Here is a 19,865-nt window from a genome sequence, read left to right on the forward strand (position 1 = left end):
CCCGAGGGAGCGCAAGGCAGCTCATAACGTCAGGTAACTGATAAATCGGCTCAACAGGCCCAGACCAATGGTCACTGCCAGCACCAGCACCAGGAGCATCCACGGCCGGAAAGGCCGGCGCTCGACACGGTGTTGGGACAATTGCAGGTACTCTTCGACATGCTTTTGGTCTTCGGGGTTCAGGCGGCTGGTCATATTTGCCTCGTCAGGTAGACGTTACTGAATGAGCACAGGCTACAGCGGTTTTCAGCCCGGATTGAACGCAGCGTAGCCGCTGTCCGGGACCGGTTCGACGCACACGCTATCGTCGAGGCGAATGATGCCGCTTTGTAACACCCGGGCGGTGATCCCGCCATGCCCGCGCACGGCCTGGAAAGTGCCCGGGCCGAGATTGTTCTGCAAGCGTGCACAGGGCTGACACCAGCCAGTGGTTTCGAGTATCGCCTGCCCGATGCGAAAGCGCCGCCCCTTCAGGCTAAACAAATTGATTCCGCTTATAACGAGATTGCGCCGCAGATCTTCAGGCCGGACTGGCTGGTCAGCGGGACGGCCCATCAATGCGTTGATTACCGCCAGGTGCTCCCACTGGATCAGCGTCACCTGTCGCGCATTGCGAATGCCCGGGCGGGCGTGGTCGCCGGTCAGCCCGGCTTCCAGCCGCGCCTCGACCGCGTCGAGCTCGAGCATCGGCCCACGGGATTCTGGACGCACACCGATCCAGCGCACGCGACCGGTTTGCGGAACCTCGGCGATCAACTGCTGCAGCGGCGTCACAGGCTGATGCCCACGTCGAACACAATGCTGCGGCCGAGGTTGCTGCGCAGAAAGTCCGGTGCGTCGGGGTGGGCGAACAGCACGCGGGCGAATGTCGGGCCGACCAGCGACAGCGAGCGCCAGCCCTGACGCAGATATTCGGTCGGTGGCGGGAAGTGACTGTTGAGATCCAGCACTTCGCGTTTGAGGCTGGCGAAGGCGATGATGTCCAGCTCACCCAGATCCATGCCGCGTTCCTTGTAGTTGTGCGCCTTCTTGCGCAGGGTCGGCGCCAGACGCAGGAGAAATTCATTGGCCGGGATGCGTTTGGGCTTGGCTTCGCGGCGCACCAGTTGGCTCAGGGAAAACGCGCTGCGCCGACGCTGCAATTCGTCGCGCCATTCATCATTGAGACGGCGGCCTTCATCGAGGACGAAAAAAACTTCGAAATTGGCATCGCGGAACAACACGTCCGGCGGCTCACCGGCCGGGGCGAATTCGTCGGCGCGGTAGGGGATGTTCAAACCTTGCAGCAGGCGCTGGCAGACCCAACGCTCTCGCTCCCATTTGCGGGCATTGGACAGGAACGCATTGGCCTGCTCGGCCGCGATGGTCAGCAGGCGTAAATAATCTGAATCATCCATAAGCCCAAGCTTAGCGTCCAAATGCGACAAGCAGATAGCTTTGCATCGGCAGAGATATGACTGGCGCGCAATTGCGCACTTGTAGGAGCTGCCGAAGGCTGCGATCTTGATCGTTCCCACGCTCTGCGTGGGAATGCAGCCGGGGACGCTCTGCGTCCCAAAAGATCGCAGCCTTCGGCAGCTCCTACATGGGGGTGTCGTTGGAAAGGTGAGGGTCATGATTGGAGCTGAACTGCTGTCGACGGCAAGCCTGACGCTCGGCTGGCTGATTTATCTGCCGGTGCTGCTCTGGGCGATCATGCGTGCGCCATGGGTCGAGCTGTTCAGCGACAGTCGCCGGCAGCACTTGCTGTTCGGCACGGTGTTCGCGCTGTTCCTGCTGTGGCTGGTGCGCAGGGATTTCGACACTGGCGTGTCTTATCACTTCATCGGCATGACGGCGGTGACGTTGCTGCTCGATTGGCCGCTGGCGATTGTCGGCGGGCTGGTTGCGCAGATGGGGCTGGTGCTGCTGGGCCGTCAGGATCTGGCCGCGCTCGGCGTCAACGGCGCGTTGCTGATTCTGCTGCCGGTGCTGATCACCGAATGCGTGGCGATTCTGGTCGAGCGTGCGCAGCCACGCAATCCGTTCGTTTACATCTTCTGTTCCGGTTTCTTCGCCGCTGCGTTGTCCGGCCTGCTGTGCCTGATCCTCAGCCTGACACTGCTGTGGTACGACGGCCTCTTCGCCATGCCGGAATGGCTGGAAGATTTCGTCGGCTACCTGTGGTTGCTGCTGTTTCCCGAAGCCTTTATCAACGGCATGGTCGTCAGTGCGCTGGTGGTGTTCTGCCCGGAATGGCTGGAGACCTTCAACCGCACCCGTTACCTGTCGGCGCCGTGGAAGGATGACGATCCGAAGTCTTGATCCACATCGAACCGCCATGCTCGCGGGCTTTTGCAGCCCTGATCAGTGACGCGGATCGAAATCGCCGGAAAACAGCTCGTCCTCGGCATCCGGGGCGACCGGAATCTTGTGCTCTTCTGAGGCCCAGGCGCCGAGGTCGATCAGTTTGCAACGGTCGGAGCAGAACGGACGGAATTTGTTCGCCGGGGTGAATTCGACGGGGGCGCCGCAGGTTGGGCATTCAACGGTTGGAATCTGGCTCATGCTTGGCCTCCGGATAAAGTCAGATAAAAGTGATGCAGACGCTCGACCTCGCTGTGCAGCCAGGCGAGGTCGCGGTCGTTGACGATCACGTCGTCGGCACGGCTCACGCGGTCTTCACGGCTCGATTGCGCCTTGAGGATCGCCTGCACTTGTTGTTCGCTGGTCTGGTCACGCTGCAAGGTGCGTTCGATCTGCAGTTGTTGCGGCGCATCGATGACCAGAATGCGCTGGGTCATCGCGTATTGCCCGGACTCGATCAGCAACGGTGACACCAGAATCGCGTAAGGCGATTTTGCCTGCGCCAGATGATGAGCGATTTCTTCGCCGATCAACGGATGCAGCAGCGCTTCAAGCCAACGCCGCTGCTCAGGGTCTTCAAAAATCAGTTTGCGCAGGGCGGCGCGATCCAGCGTGCCATCGGCCTGCAACACGCCGGAACCGAAATGCTCGGCGATTTTCGCCAGCGCCGGACGCCCCGGCTCGACTACCCAGCGCGCCGCATGATCAGCGTCCACCACGTGCACGCCGAGGTCGATGAAGTGCTGCGCCGCCGCGCTTTTGCCGCTGCCGATGCCGCCGGTCAGGCCGAGGATCCAGGGTTTTTCCACAGGGGTATTCATTTCAAACCGACAGACTGCCAATAGAAGTCGGTTATTTGACCACCCCAGAGCAAGGCAATCCAGCCGGCAATTGCCAGAAAGGGTCCGAAGGGGATCGGCGTCGAGGTTGCCTGGGCGCGCAGACGCAGCATGACGACGCCCAAAATCGCCCCCACCAAGGACGATAGAAGGATCGTCAGCGGCAGAATCTGCCAGCCACCCCAAGCGCCAAGCAAGGCCAACAGCTTGAAATCGCCATGACCGATTCCGTCCTTGCCAGTGAGCAGTTTGAACAGCCAGAACACCGACCACAGCGCCAGATAACCCGCGACTGCGCCCCACAATGCATCGGGCAACGCCACGAACACGCCGAAGCTGTTGACGATCAGCCCCAGCCACAGCAGCGGCAGCACCAGCACATCGGGCAGCAACTGATGTTCGCAGTCGATCAGACTCATCGCCAGCAAGCCCCACGTCAGCAAAATCAGCAAGCCCGCCGGCCAGCCGAAGCCCAGATGCCAGGCGATGAATGCCGACAGCAGGCCGCAGGCCAGTTCGGTCAGCGGGTAACGTTTACTGATCGGCGCCGAACAGGCCGAGCAGCGCCCGCGCAGCAGCAGATAACTGAGCAGCGGAATGTTTTCCCACGGGCGGATCCGATGTCCGCAATGCGGGCACGCGGAGTGCGGCAGCATCAGGTTGTAGGTCGGCACGGGCGTTTCAGTGGGCAGGCCGAGCACATCATGGGCTTGCTGGCGCCAGTCGCGCTCGAGCATTTTCGGCAGGCGCCAGACCACAACATTGAGGAAGCTGCCGACCACCAGCCCGAGCAGCAGCGCGCTGACCACAAAGGCCAGCGGATACACAGCAAACAGTTCTTCGATAGGCATGTCAGATCGCTGAGCCGAGTTGGAAGATCGGCAGGTACATGGCCACCACCAGTCCACCGACGATGACCCCCAGCACCACCATGATGAACGGCTCCATCAGGCTGGTGAGGTTGTCGACCATGTTATCGACTTCCGCTTCATAAAAACCGGCGACCTTGTCGAGCATGTCATCCAGTGCCCCGGACTCCTCGCCGATGGCGGTCATCTGCACCGCCATATTGGGAAACACACCGGTGCTGCGCATGGAGAAGTTCAGCTGCATGCCGGTCGAGACGTCCTGCCTCACGCGCAGCACCGCGCGCTTGAACAACACATTGCCGGTGGCGCCGGCGACCGAATCCAGCGCCTCCACCAACGGCACGCCGGCGGCGAAAGTGGTCGACAGGGTGCGGGCAAAACGCGCAACGGCGGACTTGTACATCAAGGTGCCCACCAGCGGCAGCTTCAGCAGCCAGGCATCGCGCCGGTCGCGCAGGGCCTGCGAAGTCTTCAACGCGTGGCGAGTGCCGAAAAACGCTGCCACCAGCGCAAAAAGAATCGCCCACCACCACTGCTGCATGAATTCCGACAGGCTGATGATCATCAGGGTGAAGCCCGGCAGTTCTGCGCCGAACCCGGAAAACACCGACTGGAACTGCGGCACCACTTTGACCAGCAGAATGCCGGTCACCACCGCCGCCACCAGCACCACGGCGGTGGGGTAGGTCATGGCTTTTTTGATCTTGGCCTTGAGCGCTTCGCTTTTTTCCTTATAGGTCGCGACCCGTTCGAGCAAAGTGTCGAGGGCACCAGACTGTTCTCCGGCGTCGACCAGGTTGCAGTACAACTCGTCGAAGTATTGCGGCTTCTTGCGCAGGGCCGTGGCGAAACTGTTACCGGCGGCAACTTCCTGTTTGACCTCATCGACCAGTTTGCGCATGGCAGGGTTTTCGAAGCCCTCGCCGATGATGTCGAAGGACTGCAACAGCGGTACACCGGCTTTCATCATCGTTGCCATCTGCCGGGTGAACAGGGCGATGTCCTGCGGTTTGATGCGTTTGCCCAAGCTCAGCAGGGAGGCGGATTTCTTGCGCACCTTGCCCGGGTTGATCCCTTGTTTGCGCAGCTGCGCCTTGATCAGTGCGGGGTTCTGCCCGCTCAACTCGCCGCTGACTTTGCTGCCTTTGCGGTCGGTGCCTTCCCAGGCGTAAACGCTGACTTTCGCTGCCTTGACCGCCATGTTCAATCCTTGGTGACCCGGTTGATTTCCTCAAGGCTGGTGATGCCTTGCATGGCCTTGTGCAGCCCGGAGGTGCGCAGATCGGCGAAACCGTCGCGGCGCATCTGAATGTCGATTTCCAGCGAATTGCCTTCGGCCATGATCAACCGTTGCAGGTCCGGTGTGTTCTTTACCACTTCATAAATCCCCACGCGTCCTTTGTAACCGCCGTTGCAGTGATCGCAACCGACCGGCTCGTAGATCGTGAAATGGCCGATGCGTTCCTCGGGGAAGCCTTCCTTGAGCAAGGTTTCGTGCGGGATTTCCAGCGGCCGCTTGCAGTGCGCGCACAATTTGCGCGCCAGACGCTGGGCGATGATCAGGCTGACCGAGGTGGCAATGTTGAAACCGGGAATGCCCATGTTGTGCAGGCGCGTGAGGGTTTCCGCCGCGCTGTTGGTGTGCAGGGTCGACAGCACCAGGTGGCCGGTCTGCGCGGCCTTGATCGCGATCTCGGCGGTTTCCAGATCGCGGATCTCGCCGACCATGATCACGTCCGGGTCCTGACGCAGAAACGAGCGCAGCGCCTGGGCAAAGTCCAGCCCTTGGCGGGGATTGACGTTGACCTGATTGATGCCTTCCATGTTGATTTCCACCGGGTCTTCGGCGGTGGAAATATTGATGTCGACGGTGTTGAGGATATTCAGCCCGGTGTACAGCGACACGGTTTTACCGGAGCCGGTGGGGCCGGTGACCAGAATCATTCCTTGCGGCTGTTTCAGCGCGGCCAGGTACAAAGCCTTTTGCTCGGCTTCGTAACCCAAGGCGTCGATGCCCATTTGTGCACTGGACGGGTCGAGAATCCGGATCACCACTTTTTCGCCCCACAGGGTCGGCAAGGTGTTGACGCGAAAATCGATGGATTTGCTTTTCGACAGGCGCATCTTGATCCGTCCGTCCTGGGGTTTGCGTCGTTCCGAAATATCCAGACTGGCCATCACCTTCAGGCGAGCGGCAATACGCCCGGCCAGCTGGATCGGCGGCTTGGCCACCTCGCGCAGCATGCCGTCGGTGCGCATGCGCACCCGGTAGTTTTTTTCGTACGGCTCGAAATGCAGGTCGGAAGAGCCGCTCTTGATCGCGTCGAGCAGCATCTTGTGCACGAACCGCACGACCGGGGCGTCGTCGGCATCGAGGCCGCCGATCAAGTCCTGTTTGTTGTCATCAATCGACTCGACGTCGAGGCCGTCGAGATCGACATCGGCCATTTCTTCCAGACCCGAGGCGTGGCTGTCGAAGAACTTGTCGATGGCGTCGCTGAGCTTGTCGTCCTCGACCAGAATCGCTTCGGTACTCAGGCCGGTGCTGAACTGGATGTCGCTGATCGCCTGCTGATTGCTCGGGTCGGAAAGGCCCACGAACAGTTTGTTGCCGCGCCGCCACAAGGGCAGGGCGCAATGCTGACGAACCAGTTTTTCACTGACCAGACCCTTCGGCTGGGTCTCCTTGTCGAGGCAATTGAGATCAAGCAGGGCCATGCCGAAATGTTCGGAAGCTATCTCGGCGATCTGCCGGCTGTTGACCAGTTTGTTGTGCACCAGGTAATTGACCAGCGATACGCGATTGCGCTGGGCCTGCGCCCAGGATTGCCGGGCGCTTGTTTCCGTGAGCAGTTCGGCCTGGACCAATTGCTTGGCCAGACCGCTCAGAGCGATGTCATTCATGGGGATTCCGCACGCTTGCCGTTCATGACTTATAGCCTAGTCAAGTGACAGCGCCAAACACGGCGCGTGCAGGTGACAAAAAGTGTCAGATAGTGCGGTTGCGGGTTGTAGGAAACGGCATTGATGCGTGCTGACGCCCAACGGACGGGGGCGCAAAGGCGTTGGCATAGGCTGTGCTGAGCCTTGTTCAGATCATGAGATTTCCACTCATGCATGGAGCGTGTCTATGAAAAAACAACAAGGTTTCACATTGATCGAGCTGCTGATCGTCGTGGCGATCATCGGCATTCTGGCGACTATCGCCCTGCCTCAGTATTCGAAGTATCAGGCGCGGTCGAAGGTGACGGCGGGGCTGGCGGAGATTAGTGCATTGAAAGTGCCATTCGAGGACACGATCAATCAAGGCACAGCTCCAACTCTGGCCAACGTTGCCAATGGTGCGACTACTACTTCCAACTGTACGTTGGCAGTTACAGGCACAGCCGCGACTGGCGAAGGCACAGTCACCTGCACCCTGCTCAATGCACCGGGTCCGGTGTTGGGTAGGACCATTACTCTCTCCCGTTCCGGTTCCGCTACGGGTAATACCTCCGGCGTGTGGACCTGCGCGACCACTGTCAACTCGGACTACGCGCCTCGTGGCTGCACGGCCAGCGGTGCGTAATCACGTTGCCGTCTGAACTGGAAATGCCCCGCACTGCGGGGCATTTTCGTATCGTCACCTGTTCACAAAAGCTCTAATAATTTCAGCAGCTTATGAACTTTCCGAAAAACCGCAACTTGCATGCGAAATTGCGCTGAGTCATGCATTTTGCATGAAAATGAAAATCAACGTTTTTTATAACTCATTGTTTTTAAACAGTTTTATGCGACTGAAAAAGTTGGCACAGCGTTCGCAATATCTCCGGTAACCCTGCTGACAAGCGTTACAGCAGACTTCCAGTAAAAACAGGAGTTACTCGTATGAAGAAGTTCGCTATCACTGCCGCTGCTACCGCTCTGACCCTGACCATGGCCGGTGGCGCTTTCGCCCAGTCCGCTCAGGCTACCCAGGCGCCAATGGTTCTGGCTGCCGGTGAAGTTACCAAGGCTAAAGAAGCTACTTCCGACACCTGGATCACCACCAAAGTGAAAAGCGATCTGGTTACCGAAAAAGGTATTCCAGGCACCGACATCAAAGTCGAAACCAACAAAGGTGTAGTTTCCCTGTCTTCTGACGTAGCTGTTACCGAAGCTCAGAAAACTACCGCTGTGAACATCACCAAGAAAATCAAAGGCGTTAAAGCGGTCTCCGCTGACGGCCTGAAAGCCGAGTAAGGCAAGACTTCTCGCCTGAACCGGGAGAAGACGCGACAGACGGGCCGAGCAATACGTCTGCCGCAACTTTAGAGTTCATGCGAACGGTCACACGGATGTGACCATTACAGGCCCCGGCACTTGTGTCGGGGCCTGTTCTATTTTGGGCAATACCAATGTGGGAGCGAGCCTGCTCGCGAATGCGTAGTGTCAGCCGACAAGTTCGTCAGTAGACAGACCGTATTCGCGAGCAGGCTCGCTCCCACAGGGTAAATTTCGTTCGGCTTAATTGCCGCGTTTGCTGTTGATCTGCCGCAGGCGATTGCCTTCGAAGCGCAGGTATTGATACATGCCGTTGTTCGGGCCGTAGGTCCATTCCTCGGCCTGAAACTCTTCGCGGCGATTGGCACTGCGCTTGTAGCCAAGCACATCACGACTGACCGGCTCGCCGCATTTTTGCAGCACCTCGCTGGCGCGGTCGCCGAGGCTGATCAACTGGCTGCCGCAGCGCAATGTATCCGAAGCCGACGCATGGCCGGCGGCGCACGTCAGCGCGAGCACAGCCAGCCAGTTACGCACGGTCATTCGGCATCCAGGTGCATTTGCGTGACCACACGGCCGTCGCTTTCGGCCTCGCCGAGGTTGGCGTCGATGAAGTACACGCGGTCATCTTCCAGCTTGCCCTGGTCGACCAGGTAATCCTTGATGGTGCTGGCGCGATCCTGGCCCAACTGGCGCAACAGCACCTCGCTGCCGCTCCAGAACGCGATCACGCCCTGGCGCATTTTCGCTGTGCGTTCTTCCTTGCCGAGGTCTTTCCATTCTGCCGGTGGCTGGGTTTTCAGGCGGGTGCGGTAAATCCCTTCGAGCAACGCGCCTTTCTCGCTTTCGGGCACTTGCAGCAGCGAGGCCTGGGCCGGGACTTTGTCGCCACGGCGCTGGAGCATCTTGTAGTAGTTGTATTGATATTCGCGTTCCAGACGTTGCTCGGCGAGCAGTGGCCCATCACTGCTCTTCGCGGCAGTGCCTTCGATTTCTAGGCGCAGCGCGGGACGTTCCTTGAGCGCTTGCGACAGTTTCACCAGCGCCGCTTCTGCGTCTTTGCTCAGATCGCTGGAGCCCGGCGCGAAGGACACCGTGCCGAGGTCTTCGGAGCCGCCGCCACTGACCAGCCCGCCGATCATCTTGAACGGCGCGGCGGCCGCTTTGACGATGAGGTTGCGCAGGGTCTGCCAGACGATCGGCATGACGCTGAACTGTGGATTATTCAGGTCGCCGGTCACCGGCAATTCGATGGAGATCTTGCCGTCGACGTCCTTGAGCAGGGCGATCGCCAGTTTCAGCGGCAGACTCACTGCATCAGGGCTGTCGACCTTCTCGCCCAGTTGCAGCTGCTCGACGACGACTTTGTTCTCGGCTTTCAGTTGGCCTTTGGTGATCAGGTAGTGCAGATCAAGGTTGAGCCGGCCCTTGCGGATGCGGTAGCCGGCGAATTTGCCGGAGTAGGGCGTCAGGGTCGTCAGTTCGACGCGCTTGAAACTGGTGGCGATGTCGAGACTGGCCATCGGGTCGAACGGATTGACCGCACCCTTGATGGTCACCGGCGCATAACGGTCGACCTTGCCTTTGATGTCGACGCTGGCCGGTTTTGCCTGGCGACTGTCGATGGTACCGATCTGGCCGTTGAGCTGTTGCACGGCGGTGGCAAAATTCGGCGTCAGGCTGAAGTCGGCGAAGTTGGCCGAGCCGTCGTTGATCGCAATCGCACCGATGTGAATGCCCAGTGGTTTGTCCTTGCTAGCGGGTTTGGCTCCGGCAGGTTTGGCACCGCTGTCGGCTGGTTGCGGGATCAGCAGGTCGTCGACGTTGGTGCTGCGGTCGTCGTTGATCATGAAACGCACATACGGCTGCAACAGGTTGACCTTGTCGATCGACAGGCTGTCGCCGTGCTGATAGTTGATGCCATCGACCACGACTTGCTGCCATTTGAGGAAGTCGCGGGTCTTCAGCGTATCGAGGGTGTGCAGTTGATCGATCTGCGCGCGGCCGGTGACGCTGAGGGCCAGTGGCTCGGTGCTCTTCAGGTTGACTTTGAGGTCACTGCCGAGCATGCCGCTGCGCAGTTCCAGGCGAATGAACGGGTTGATGTAGGACTGCGCGACACGCAGGTCGACGTCCTGGGTTTTCACGTTCAGCTGCGCGTTGACCGGGGCCAGATTGACCGTGCCGTCGGCGCTGATCTTGCCTTGTTTGCCCAGACCGCTGTCGAGCTTGAGCTTGAAAGGCGAGCCGTTGAGGCTGTCGAAATCCTGCAGGTCGACGTTCAGCGGAGTGATGTCCAGCGCCACCGCCGGTTGCGCCGAGCGGTCAGCGAGATGGACCGTGTAGTTGCGCAGTTGCACATCCTTGACCAGCACCTGCCATGGCTTGCTCGGCGCAGTCGATTCAGGCTTCGGCGAGTCAGCGGCAGCCGGGGCATCGGCCGGTTCGGCAGCGGCTTTGGCCGCCGGTTTCGACGGTTGGCTGGCGAACAGTTTTTGCCAGTCCAGTTGGCCGTCGGCTTCCAGCGCCGCCCAGGTTTCCAGTTTGTTGCTGCGGATCTTGCCGACCACCACTTGCTGCTTGGCCAGGTCCAGCGAGGTGTCGCCGATGTCGAGGCGTTCGAGCCTGGCCAGCGGACGTCCGTCCGGAGCCTTGATGGCGAACGGCGCGATGCTCACCGCAACGTTGTTGAGCAGCAGTTCGGTTTGTTTCGACAGGTTGAGTTTGTACTCGGTGCTGAGGCTGACCACGCCGTTTTCCAGCACCAGCGGCACGGCGTCACGCACGTAAGGCCAGAAGGATTTCATCTGGCCATCGGTGACTTTCAGGGTGCCTTCGGAGGTGAACGGGATCAGGCTGAAATTGCCGGTCCAGTCGATCCGCCCGCCAGCGGGGCCGATGGCGACGAGGGTCATGTCGGCGCTGTCCTCGGGCAGGGTGCTGAGGTTTTTCAGCTCGAAACTGAGGTCGTCGTAAAGAAATTCGATCGGCTCGCTGGGCCGCATATCCTCGAAATGCACCACGCCGCCGGCCAGTTTGATGTTGTCGATACGCAGCGGGAATGGCTTGGCGTCGGGATCGGCCGGTGTCTGCTCGCTCGGCGGCACGTTGAACAGGCCCAGCAGGTTGAGCTTGCCGTCCTTGGCAAAGAGGATTTCGCTTTTGGGTTTGTCCAGTTCGATGTCGGACAGGTGCAGGGCCTTGGTCCAGAGGCTGTCGATCTGCAGGTTGGCATAGAGGCGATCGAAGCCGACCTGCTCCTTGCCCGGTTCGCCGATCACCAGGCCCCACAGGGTGACCTCAAGGCTGAAGGGGTTGAGTTCGATGCGCTGCAGATGCGCCGGCAGCGTCGCGTAGTTGGCCAGTTGCTGGTTGGCCACGCGCAAGGCAATGCCCGGCAGGATCAGAAACCCCAGCAGGCTGTAGAGGGCCAGGGCTGTCAGCAGTGCGCCAATCGCGCGAATCAATCCTTTGGGCATGTGCGGCTTCATCTGTCTGAATCGGAGTGCCTTGGAGTATGGCACGCGATTCTGGTTCCGAAGTGCTTGATGTGGGACAGGATTGTTCAGAAATTTCTGTAGGAACAGATCTCCCCGGTGGGAGCGAGCCTGCTCGCGAATGCGCTGGTTCAGTGAAAAACAAGTCGACTGACACTGCGCTTTCGCGAGCAGGCTCGCTCCCACAGGGGAATGTAATCGCTCATGCCTGAGGGATCACAGCTGCAAGATCAGCGTTTTCAACGGGGGCTGCTGGTCCCGCGAGGGGAAGTCGGCACCCGGGGTCATCACGCTCCATTCGCGCACCGGGCGGCCGGCCTTTTCGGCGCAGCGCAACACTTGTTCGCGCCAGTCGTCCATGCTGACTTTCGCCAGGTTGTTGCAGCAGATCAGTACGCCATTGTCGGCGGTGGTCAGCAGCGCCGGTTTGAGCAGGCTCTGATAATCGCGCAGCAAATCGACGGTGCCGAACGCACTTTTTGCCCACGCCGGCGGATCAAGAAGGACCAGATCGTATTGGCGCTGTTCGAGGCGCTGATAGCTCGGCAGCTTCTGCCCGCGCCGCACGCTGATCGGCAGGCCGGCGAGCTGGCGGATTGCCGGAAAGTAATCGGACTGAATGAATTGCATCGGCGGCAGTTGCGGGTTGAGCAAACCATTCTCGCGCCCGACCGCCAGATTGCCCTCGGCAAAATCGAGGTTGCACACCTCGCGTGCACCGCCGGCCGCCGCACTGAGGCCAACGCCGCAGGTGTAGGCGAACAGGTTGAGCACGCTTTTGCCTTGCGCGTGATCCTTGACCCAGCCACGGGTGTTGCGCAGGTCGAGGAACAGCAGCGGATCCTGCCCGGCATGACGCCCGCGCACGCGGTAGTTCAGGCCCCATTCATGCCCGACCAGATCCGCCAGTGCGGCGTCATCGGCTTTATAAACGCTGTCCTCGCGATCGATCCGCGAGTTGCCACGGGAGCGGTCGTTGTAGACCAGCAGGCTGTCGAAGCCCAGGGTCTGGTTGACCATGGCATGCAGTTGCAGCAGATCATCACGTTCGAGCGTCTGGTGAAAACTCTGCACCAGCAATTGTGGGCCGTAGCGGTCGATGGTCAGGCCGCCGGCACCTTCCTGGCTGCCGTGGAACAGCCGATAGCAATCGGTGCCCTGGCTGTGCAGCGCAGCGAGCAGGTCCTGGCGTTGATCGAGGGCGGCGCGCAGCGCCTGATTCAAGGAAGACATGCGGGCGCCTTGCTGAAAAAACGCGAAGCTTAGCAGTCGGGGAGCTAAAAGCGGCAAGTTTCTAGCTGCAAGCTAAAAGCGAAAAGCTGCGCGGACCGCTTTAGCTTGCAGCTTGTAGCTAGAAACTTGCAGCTCTCAAGTATTGAGCCGCTTGTCGACGAGGTCCTGCACCACACTCGGATCAGCCAGGGTCGAAGTATCGCCAAGGCTGTCGAGCTCATTGCAGGCAATCTTGCGCAAAATCCGCCGCATGATCTTGCCCGAGCGGGTCTTTGGCAGCGCCGGCGCCCACTGGATCAGGTCCGGTTTGGCGAAGCTACCGATCTCCTTGCTGACGTGCGCCAGCAGGTCTTTCTTCAGCTCGTCGTTGGCCTCGGTGCCGTTCATTGGCGTCACGAACGCGTAGATGCCCTGGCCTTTGACGTCGTGGGGATAACCGACCACGGCGGCCTCGGCGATGCTGTCGTGCAGCACCAGGGCGCTCTCCACTTCGGCGGTGCCAATGCGGTGGCCTGAGACGTTGATCACGTCGTCGATGCGTCCGGTGATCCAGTAATCGCCGTCCTCGTCGCGGCGGGCGCCGTCACCGGTGAAGTAATAGCCGGGGTAGGGTTTGAAGTAGGTGTCGATCATCCGCTGCGGATCGCCGTAGACGCTGCGAATCTGCGCCGGCCAGCTCGACTTGATCGCCAGCACGCCACTGCCGGCGCCTTTGATTTCCTTGCCGACTTCGTCAAGCAACACCGGTTGCACGCCAAACATCGGTTGCGTCGCGCAGCCCGGTTTGATCCGTTGGGCGCTGACCAGCGGGCTGAGCATGATGCCGCCGGTTTCGGTCTGCCACCAGGTGTCGACAATCGGGCAGCGCTGTTCACCGACAGCATTGAAATACCATTCCCACGCTTCCGGGTTGATCGGCTCACCGACGCTGCCGAGCAATCTGAGGCTGGCGCGCGACGTTTCCTTCAACGGTCCGGCGCCTTCGCGCATCAGCGCGCGCAGGGCGGTGGGTGCGGTATAGAAGATGTTGACCTTGTGCTTGTCGATGACCTGCCAGAAGCGCGAACTGCTCGGGTAGCTCGGTACGCCTTCGAACATCAGTGTGGTCGCACCGTTGGCCAGCGGCCCGTAGACGATGTAACTGTGGCCGGTGACCCAGCCGACGTCGGCGGTGCACCAGAACACTTCGCCGTCGCGGTAGTCGAGCACATATTTGAAGGTCATCGCCGCTTGCAGCAGATAGCCGCCGGTGGTGTGCAGCACGCCTTTGGGTTTGCCAGTGCTGCCGGAGGTGTAGAGGATGAACAGCGGATCTTCGGCGTCCATCGGTTCCGGCGGGCAGTCGTCGCTGACCTCACGCACGGCCTGGTGGTACCAGAGGTCACGGCCCTCGACCCAATCGACTTGGCCCTGAGTGCGCTCGACCACCACCACGGTGCTGACGTTCGGGCAGCTTTGCAGGGCTTTGTCGACGTTGTTTTTCAGTGGCACGAAGCGGCCGCCACGTACGCCCTCATCGGCGGTGATCACGGTACGGCAGTCGGCGTCGAGAATTCGATCACGCAGGGAATCCGGGGAAAATCCGCCGAACACCACCGAATGAATCGCGCCGATTCGCGCGCAGGCGAGCATGGCGTAGGCGGCTTCGGGGATCATCGGCATGTAGATGCACACCCGGTCGCCTTTCTTCACGCCACGGCTTTTCAGTACGTTGGCCAGACGGCAGACGTGGTGATGGAGTTTGTTGTAAGTGATCTGCGCCGATTCGGCAGGATCGTCGCCTTCCCAGAGCAGGGCGGTCTGCTCGCCACGGAGCTTGAGGTGACGGTCGATGCAGTTGTAACTGACGTTGAGCTTGCCGCCGGCAAACCAGGCCGCTTCACCGGTTTTCAGGTCATAGCGCTGCACGGTCTGCCACGGCGTGCTCCAATCGAGAAAACGCGTGGCCTGCTCGGCCCAGAAGGCGCTGGGGTGTTCAATCGATTCGCGGTACAGGCGCCGATACTCGTCCTGGCTCAACTGAGCGGCCTGGCGCACGGCATCGGCTTTGGGGAACGTGCTGATATCGAACATGACGGTTCCTTATTCTTGTGGTGCGACACGAATAAAGATGCGCCGAGCGCTGCACAGGTTCAAGTCATGCGCCAAAACAACTGTGGGAGCGAGCCTGCTCGCGAAGGCGGCGGATCAGTCAACACAGTGTTGAATGACGCACCGATTTCGCGAGCAGGCTCGCTCCCACAGGGGAACAGCGCTGTGCCCGAAGGCTTTTATCAGCCGCGATGACGCCCGCGGAAGTAGTTGATCAGGCCTTGAGTCGAGGCATCGTCAGCCACGGTCTCGTCGCTGCCGACCAGACGGTTGTAGACGCCTTTGCCCAATTCCTTGCCCAGTTCCACACCCCACTGGTCGAAGGCGTTGATGCCCCAGACCACGCTTTGCACGAATACTTTGTGCTCATACATGGCAACCAGGGCGCCGAGGCGACGCGGGCTGATGCGTTCGACCACCAGGGTGTTGCTCGGACGATTGCCCGGGATCACCTTGTGCGGCGCAAGTTTGCGCACGTCGTCTTCGCCCATGCCTTTGTCGCGCAGCTCAGCTTCGGCTTCCGACAGGGTCTTGCCGAGCATGAGCGCCTGGCTCTGCGACAGGCAGTTGGCGTACAGCCACTGGTGGTGGTCGGAAACCGGGTTGAAGCTGACGATCGGCACGATGAAGTCGGCCGGGATCAATTGGGTGCCCTGGTGCAGCAACTGGTGATAAGCGTGCTGACCGTTGCAGCCGACGCCGCCCCAGATTACCGGGCCGGTATCGGTCGACACCGAGGTGCCGTCCTGACGCACGCTCTTGCCGTTGGACTCCATGTCCAGCTGTTGCAAGTGCTTGGTGATGTTGCGCAGGTAGTGGTCGTACGGCAGGATCGCGTGGCTCTGCGCACCCCAGAAGTTGCCGTACCAGACGCCAAGCAGCGCCAGCAGCACTGGCATGTTCTGTTCGAACGGCGCGGTCTGGAAATGCTGGTCCATGGTGTAGGCACCGGACAGCAGTTCCTTGAAGTTGGACATGCCGATGGCCAGGGCAATCGGCAAACCGATCGCCGACCACAGCGAGTAACGCCCGCCGACCCAGTCCCACATCGGGAAGATGTTTTCTTCGCGGATACCGAAGGCCACCGCTGCGGCGTTGTTGCTCGACACAGCGATGAAGTGGCGATACAGCTCGGCTTCCGAGCCGCCCTGTGCCAGGTACCAGGCGCGTGCGGCCTGCGCGTTCTTCAGGGTTTCGAGGGTGTTGAACGACTTCGACGAAACGATGAACAGCGTGGTCTCGGCACGCAGTTTCTGCGTCAGCTCGTGGAATTCGCTGCCGTCGATGTTTGCCAGATAGTGGCAACGTACGCCTTTCTGCGCGTAGGACAGCAGTGCTTCGGAGACCAGCTCAGGACCGAGGAACGAACCACCGATGCCGATATTGACCACGTCGGTGATCGGCTTCTCGGTGTAACCGCGCCACAAGCCATCGTGGATGCGGCCGACCAGATCGGTGATCTGGTTCAGCACTTTGTGCACTTCCGGCATCACGTTGACGCCATTGACCGACAACTTGTCGCCGACCGGGCGGCGCAGGGCGGTGTGCAGTGCCGGGCGGCCTTCGGAGGCGTTGACGATTTCGCCGTCGAACAGCGCTTTGATCGCGCCCTTCAGATCGACTTCATTGGCCAGGCCCACGAGCAGGTTGCGGGTCTCGGCGTTGATCAAATTCTTCGAATAGTCGAGAAACAGACCGCAGCTGCTGAGGGTGAACTGATTGAAACGCTGCGGATCGGCGTTGAAGGCTTCGCGCATGCTGAAATCCTGCATGGCTTGGCGGTGATCTTTCAACGCTTGCCAGGCGGGCAGAGCGGTAACGTCGTGAGGAGTGCGGTAGTACGCCATCGCTGCGGTTTTCCTTTTTACTTGAACGGCCTTTGAACACGGTACAGATCAACCACGGGTTTTTAGCGCATGGGATCAACTGCGTCGACACGAGATCTGGACGCAGGGCGAATACAGTAAACCTCGCGCTGCGTTCTGTCTTGACTTTGTCTGACCAGATCCCTGTACTTTTTTAACATCCGTTGAGGAATCTGGCCGACAAACGGAGGTGCCCGGAACACTTTCGCCCAACCGGCATGCACCGAAAACACCTGTGGGAGCGAGCCTGCTCGCGAAGGCGTGGTGTCAGGCAACTTATAAGTCGCTGATACACCGCCTTGGCGAGCAGGCTCGCTCCCACAGGGAAATTCGTTGCTGCTTAAATCGGGCTATCGAGATTCAGGTGCAGGTTGTCGATCAGCCGCGTGGTGCCGAGGAACGCCGCTGCCAGAATCACCAGATCGCGATCCTCCGCCGTCGCCGGACGCAAGGTCAGGCCATGGCGGATTTCCAGATAGTCCGGACGCAGCCCCGCCGCTTCCAGCACCTGCAGCTGTGCAGCGATCAGCGCCGGGTAATCGCGCTCACCTTGCTTGATCGCTTCGGCAATGCTGCTCAGCACGCGATACACCACCGGTGCCACGGCGCGCTGGTCTTCATTGAGAAAGCCGTTGCGCGACGACAGCGCCAGACCGTCCGCTGCACGCACGGTCGGCTCGCCGATGATCTGGATCGGCATGTTCAGGTCGTGCACCAGTGCGCGGATCACCGCCAGTTGCTGGTAATCCTTCTGGCCGAAGATCGCCAGGTCCGGCTGGACCATGTTGAACAGCTTGCTGACCACCGTCGCCACACCTTCGAAGTGCCCCGGACGGCTGGCGCCACACAGGCCTTCGGACAATTGCGGCACACTGACCCGGGTTTGTCCGGCCATGCCGTCCGGGTACATCTCTTCAACCGTCGGCGCAAACAGCAGGTCGCAACCGGCTTCGAGGAGCTTTTCCTGATCGGCGGCGAGGGTGCGCGGGTATTTGTCGAGGTCTTCGCCGGCGCCGAACTGCAACGGGTTGACGAAAATACTGGCGACGACGAAATCCACTCGCTGAGTGGCTTTGGTGACCAGTGCTACGTGGCCGCTGTGCAGGTTGCCCATGGTCGGCACGAAGCCGATGCGCTTGCCTTCACTGCGCGCGCGGGCGACGGCGGCACGCAGTTCGCGTACGGTTTTGACGGTGTTCATGCAGAGAATCCGTGTTCGATGCCGGGGAACGTGGTGGCTTTTACTTCGCTGACGTAAGCCTTCAGCGCGGACTGGATGCTGTCCTGACCTTGCATGAAGTTTTTGACGAATTTGGGTACGCGGCCGGTGATCGACAGACCCAGCATGTCGTGCAATACCAACACCTGGCCGTCGGTGGCGTTACCGGCACCGATGCCTATCACTGGGATGCCAACGGCCTGGCTGATTTCTGCCGCCAGTTCGCTCGGTACGCACTCGAGCAGCAGCATAGCCGCACCGGCCTGCTCCAGCGCGATCGCATCGGCACGCATCTGCCGCGCCTGGTTCTCGTTGCGGCCCTGCACTTTATAGCCACCGAGGATGTTCACTGCTTGCGGGGTCAGGCCCATGTGCGCACACACCGGCACACCGCGCTCGGCGAGCAGGCGAATCGACTCCGCCAGCCACAGCTGACCTTCGACCTTGACCATGTGCGCACCGGCCTGCATCAGCATGGCGCTGTTGTTCATGGTCTGTTCGAGGGTGGCGTTGGCCATGAACGGCAGGTCGGCGAGGATCAGGGCATCGCCATTGCCACGCTTGACGCTGGCGACGTGATAGGCCATTTCCGCCGTGGTCACTGGCAGGGTGCTGTCATGACCCTGCAGAACCATGCCGAGGGAGTCGCCGACCAGCAGCACTTCGACACCGGCCTCGTTGCAGGCGTGGGCGAAGGTCGCGTCATAGCAGGTCAGCATGGTGATTTTTTCACCGTTCTGCTTGAGGCTCTGGAGCGTGGTCAGGGTGATGGCTGGCATGTAAAAAATCCTCGTTCAGGCGCTCTGGAAACTGCTGCGAGTCACGCGCGTGATTCTTCATCTACTCAGGCGCACGGTCTTGTGTCGTGCTTTGAAAGGCCTGGATTGCGCCCGTTCATACCGGGTTGGCGGCAGCGGGACGCCTATAGTCGTGATGAGCCAACAGGAAGTCAATTGCGTGTGTTACCGCATTGTTACGCGGGCGGTGTTACCGGCGTTACTGATGCGATTCAGCGCTGCGGCGGGCCTGATTCGGGGGATTTTTGTCTGACAAAATCCTGGATTTGTAATAAACCAATGTGGGAGCGAGCCTGCTCGCGAAGGCGGCAGATCAGTCAACACAGTGTTGAATGACGCACCGCATTCGCGAGCAGGCTCGCTCCCACAGGGGATTGCAATCAATCTGTTTGAAGGCGTTCAAGGCCGACGAACGGGCAGGCGGCCAGCAGGGCGGGAAGGGCGCGGCCATCGGCGAGACGCAGATCCTGCGGTGCCAGTTCAGCGAGGGGATAAAGAACGAACGCCCGCTCCTGAATCTGGTAATGCGGAACCTTCAGCCGTGGCTCATCGATCAGGCGATCGCCGAACAGCAGGATATCCAGATCCAGCGTGCGTGGCCCCCAGCGCTCCAGACGCTTGCGGCCCTGATCATTCTCGATTGCTTGCAGGGCGTCGAGCAGCTCGATCGGTGCGAGCGAACTGTCGAGGGCGGCGACCGCGTTGGTGTAACGCGGCTGGCCCGGCAGCAGCGAATCGCTTTGATAAAAGGCTGAAACGCCGGCAAGACTCGTCTGCGGCAATTGCCCCAGCGCCGCGATGGCGCTGCGCAACTGGTCGGCCGGGTCAGCGAGGTTGCTGCCCAGGCCGATGTAGATGCGTTCCATG

At 60.4% G+C, this 19,865-nt stretch carries 19 protein-coding genes; 3 read left to right on the forward strand and 16 right to left on the reverse strand.

Going from position 1 to position 19,865, the window contains the following annotated elements; all coding sequences use genetic code 11:
• Nucleotides 1-21 precede the first annotated feature (21 nt).
• The 3 genes from KVG85_RS23945 to KVG85_RS23955 are packed head-to-tail and all read right to left on the reverse strand — an operon-like array spanning nucleotide 22 to nucleotide 1,397.
• Nucleotides 22-195, reverse strand: a complete 174-nt coding sequence (locus KVG85_RS23945) for a DUF3094 domain-containing protein (protein ID WP_007909875.1) — start codon at nucleotides 193-195, stop codon at nucleotides 22-24.
• 51 nt (nucleotides 196-246) lie between these two features.
• Complete coding sequence (locus tag KVG85_RS23950; RefSeq protein ID WP_024014346.1) at nucleotides 247-774, reverse strand: MOSC domain-containing protein; 528 nt, start codon at nucleotides 772-774, stop codon at nucleotides 247-249.
• Nucleotides 771-1,397 (reverse strand): DUF1780 domain-containing protein, encoded by a 627-nt coding sequence (locus KVG85_RS23955; RefSeq protein ID WP_007909887.1) that lies wholly within the window; start codon nucleotides 1,395-1,397, stop codon nucleotides 771-773. The genes KVG85_RS23950 and KVG85_RS23955 overlap by 4 nt, the downstream gene beginning before the upstream one ends.
• 217 nt (nucleotides 1,398-1,614) lie before the next feature.
• On the opposite strand from KVG85_RS23955, the gene KVG85_RS23960 reads away from it, so the two are divergent.
• Nucleotides 1,615-2,304, forward strand: a complete 690-nt coding sequence (locus KVG85_RS23960) for an energy-coupling factor ABC transporter permease (RefSeq protein ID WP_217865199.1) — start codon at nucleotides 1,615-1,617, stop codon at nucleotides 2,302-2,304.
• Nucleotides 2,305-2,346: 42 nt separating this feature from the next.
• Here the strand turns inward: KVG85_RS23960 and yacG are convergent, their stop codons facing one another.
• From yacG to pilB, 5 genes are read right to left on the reverse strand one after another with little or no spacing between them, the layout of a single operon-like run.
• Nucleotides 2,347-2,547 (reverse strand): DNA gyrase inhibitor YacG, encoded by a 201-nt coding sequence (gene yacG, locus KVG85_RS23965; protein WP_016773149.1) that lies wholly within the window; start codon nucleotides 2,545-2,547, stop codon nucleotides 2,347-2,349.
• Entirely contained in the window at nucleotides 2,544-3,167 is a 624-nt protein-coding gene (coaE, locus tag KVG85_RS23970) for a dephospho-CoA kinase (protein ID WP_130887103.1), read from the reverse strand. Before coaE ends, yacG begins: the two co-directional genes overlap by 4 nt.
• Complete coding sequence (locus KVG85_RS23975; RefSeq protein ID WP_217865200.1) at nucleotides 3,164-4,036, reverse strand: prepilin peptidase; 873 nt, start codon at nucleotides 4,034-4,036, stop codon at nucleotides 3,164-3,166. Before KVG85_RS23975 ends, coaE begins: the two co-directional genes overlap by 4 nt.
• 1 nt (nucleotide 4,037) lies before the next feature.
• Nucleotides 4,038-5,255 carry a type II secretion system F family protein gene (locus KVG85_RS23980; protein WP_217865201.1) on the reverse strand — a complete coding sequence of 406 codons (1,218 nt, stop codon included), beginning with the start codon at nucleotides 5,253-5,255 and terminating at the stop codon, nucleotides 4,038-4,040.
• 2 nt (nucleotides 5,256-5,257) lie between these two features.
• Entirely contained in the window at nucleotides 5,258-6,958 is a 1,701-nt protein-coding gene (pilB, locus tag KVG85_RS23985; RefSeq protein WP_217865202.1) for a type IV-A pilus assembly ATPase PilB, read from the reverse strand.
• A gap of 226 nt (nucleotides 6,959-7,184) precedes the next feature.
• Between pilB and KVG85_RS23990 the strand changes: the two genes are divergently transcribed.
• Together KVG85_RS23990 and KVG85_RS23995 are read left to right on the forward strand one after the other, a co-directional pair.
• Nucleotides 7,185-7,622: a pilin gene (locus tag KVG85_RS23990; protein ID WP_217865203.1), complete on the forward strand. Its 438-nt coding sequence runs from the start codon at nucleotides 7,185-7,187 to the stop codon at nucleotides 7,620-7,622.
• 299 nt (nucleotides 7,623-7,921) lie between these two features.
• A complete protein-coding gene (locus KVG85_RS23995) occupies nucleotides 7,922-8,275 on the forward strand; it encodes a BON domain-containing protein (protein ID WP_039761635.1) in 354 nt (117 codons plus the stop codon).
• Between the two features lie 264 nt (nucleotides 8,276-8,539).
• Here KVG85_RS23995 and KVG85_RS24000 read toward each other — a convergent pair whose 3' ends face one another.
• The 8 genes from KVG85_RS24000 to folK form a co-directional block, all read right to left on the reverse strand.
• Nucleotides 8,540-8,839, reverse strand: a complete 300-nt coding sequence (locus tag KVG85_RS24000; protein ID WP_217865204.1) for a DUF2845 domain-containing protein — start codon at nucleotides 8,837-8,839, stop codon at nucleotides 8,540-8,542.
• Nucleotides 8,836-11,787 (reverse strand): DUF748 domain-containing protein, encoded by a 2,952-nt coding sequence (locus KVG85_RS24005; RefSeq protein WP_217865205.1) that lies wholly within the window; start codon nucleotides 11,785-11,787, stop codon nucleotides 8,836-8,838. Before KVG85_RS24005 ends, KVG85_RS24000 begins: the two co-directional genes overlap by 4 nt.
• A gap of 222 nt (nucleotides 11,788-12,009) precedes the next feature.
• Complete coding sequence (locus KVG85_RS24010; protein ID WP_110603185.1) at nucleotides 12,010-13,026, reverse strand: class I SAM-dependent rRNA methyltransferase; 1,017 nt, start codon at nucleotides 13,024-13,026, stop codon at nucleotides 12,010-12,012.
• A 135-nt stretch (nucleotides 13,027-13,161) separates the two neighbouring features.
• A complete protein-coding gene (acs, locus tag KVG85_RS24015; RefSeq protein ID WP_217865206.1) occupies nucleotides 13,162-15,099 on the reverse strand; it encodes an acetate--CoA ligase in 1,938 nt (645 codons plus the stop codon).
• Nucleotides 15,100-15,299: 200 nt separating this feature from the next.
• Nucleotides 15,300-16,964, reverse strand: a complete 1,665-nt coding sequence (pgi, locus tag KVG85_RS24020; RefSeq protein ID WP_217865207.1) for a glucose-6-phosphate isomerase — start codon at nucleotides 16,962-16,964, stop codon at nucleotides 15,300-15,302.
• Nucleotides 16,965-17,322: 358 nt separating this feature from the next.
• On the reverse strand, nucleotides 17,323-18,183 hold the full coding sequence (gene panC / locus KVG85_RS24025) for a pantoate--beta-alanine ligase (RefSeq protein ID WP_217865208.1): 861 nt from the start codon (nucleotides 18,181-18,183) through the stop codon (nucleotides 17,323-17,325).
• Entirely contained in the window at nucleotides 18,180-18,980 is an 801-nt protein-coding gene (panB, locus tag KVG85_RS24030) for a 3-methyl-2-oxobutanoate hydroxymethyltransferase (RefSeq protein ID WP_217865209.1), read from the reverse strand. Before panB ends, panC begins: the two co-directional genes overlap by 4 nt.
• Before the next feature lie 398 nt (nucleotides 18,981-19,378).
• Nucleotides 19,379-19,864: a 2-amino-4-hydroxy-6-hydroxymethyldihydropteridine diphosphokinase gene (gene folK / locus KVG85_RS24035; protein WP_217865210.1), complete on the reverse strand. Its 486-nt coding sequence runs from the start codon at nucleotides 19,862-19,864 to the stop codon at nucleotides 19,379-19,381.
• Nucleotide 19,865 lies beyond the last annotated feature (1 nt).

It is taken from the genome of Pseudomonas triticicola (assembly GCF_019145375.1).
In the GTDB taxonomy this organism is placed as follows: domain Bacteria; phylum Pseudomonadota; class Gammaproteobacteria; order Pseudomonadales; family Pseudomonadaceae; genus Aquipseudomonas; species Aquipseudomonas triticicola.